This window comes from Cryobacterium sp. TMT4-31 (assembly GCF_004403385.1).
Classification (GTDB): Bacteria; Actinomycetota; Actinomycetes; order Actinomycetales; family Microbacteriaceae; genus Cryobacterium; species Cryobacterium zongtaii.
This window is the reverse complement of the sequence record NZ_SOGI01000029.1, coordinates 1-1,446: the sequence shown is the minus strand read 5'-3', so window position 1 is coordinate 1,446 and position 1,446 is coordinate 1. Positions and strand designations below refer to the sequence as shown.

The window sequence follows — 1,446 nt, the reverse complement described above, 5'->3', positions numbered from 1 at the left end:
GATCAGTGGCGAACGGGTGAGTAACACGTGAGTAACCTGCCCTTGACTCTGGGATAAGCACTGGAAACGGTGTCTAATACCGGATACGAACTTCAGCCGCATGGCTAGGAGTTGGAAAGAATTTCGGTCAAGGATGGACTCGCGGCCTATCAGCTAGTTGGTGAGGTAATGGCTCACCAAGGCGACGACGGGTAGCCGGCCTGAGAGGGTGACCGGCCACACTGGGACTGAGACACGGCCCAGACTCCTACGGGAGGCAGCAGTGGGGAATATTGCACAATGGGCGCAAGCCTGATGCAGCAACGCCGCGTGAGGGACGACGGCCTTCGGGTTGTAAACCTCTTTTAGTAGGGAAGAAGCGAAAGTGACGGTACCTGCAGAAAAAGCACCGGCTAACTACGTGCCAGCAGCCGCGGTAATACGTAGGGTGCAAGCGTTGTCCGGAATTATTGGGCGTAAAGAGCTCGTAGGCGGTTTGTCGCGTCTGCTGTGAAAACCCGAGGCTCAACCTCGGGCCTGCAGTGGGTACGGGCAGACTAGAGTGCGGTAGGGGAGATTGGAATTCCTGGTGTAGCGGTGGAATGCGCAGATATCAGGAGGAACACCAATGGCGAAGGCAGATCTCTGGGCCGTAACTGACGCTGAGGAGCGAAAGCATGGGGAGCGAACAGGATTAGATACCCTGGTAGTCCATGCCGTAAACGTTGGGAACTAGATGTGGGGACCATTCCACGGTCTCCGTGTCGCAGCTAACGCATTAAGTTCCCCGCCTGGGGAGTACGGCCGCAAGGCTAAAACTCAAAGGAATTGACGGGGGCCCGCACAAGCGGCGGAGCATGCGGATTAATTCGATGCAACGCGAAGAACCTTACCAAGGCTTGACATATAGAGGAAACGGCTGGAAACAGTCGCCCCGCAAGGTCTCTATACAGGTGGTGCATGGTTGTCGTCAGCTCGTGTCGTGAGATGTTGGGTTAAGTCCCGCAACGAGCGCAACCCTCGTCCTATGTTGCCAGCACGTAATGGTGGGAACTCATGGGATACTGCCGGGGTCAACTCGGAGGAAGGTGGGGATGACGTCAAATCATCATGCCCCTTATGTCTTGGGCTTCACGCATGCTACAATGGCCGGTACAAAGGGCTGCAATACCGCAAGGTGGAGCGAATCCCAAAAAGCCGGTCTCAGTTCGGATTGAGGTCTGCAACTCGACCTCATGAAGTCGGAGTCGCTAGTAATCGCAGATCAGCAACGCTGCGGTGAATACGTTCCCGGGCCTTGTACACACCGCCCGTCAAGTCATGAAAGTCGGTAACACCCGAAGCCAGTGGCCAAACCCGCAAGGGATGGAGCTGTCGAAGGTGGGATCGGTGATTAGGACTAAGTCGTAACAAGGTAGCCGTACCGGAAGGTGCGGCTGGATCACCTCCTTTCTAAGGAGCACAGCA

At 55.9% G+C, this 1,446-nt stretch carries 1 rRNA gene; it reads left to right on the top strand.

Annotated features, from left to right (window positions below):
• A 16S ribosomal RNA gene (locus tag E3T19_RS06590) occupies positions 1-1,431 on the top strand; the annotation flags it as partial.
• Between the last annotated feature and the right edge of the window lie 15 nt (positions 1,432-1,446).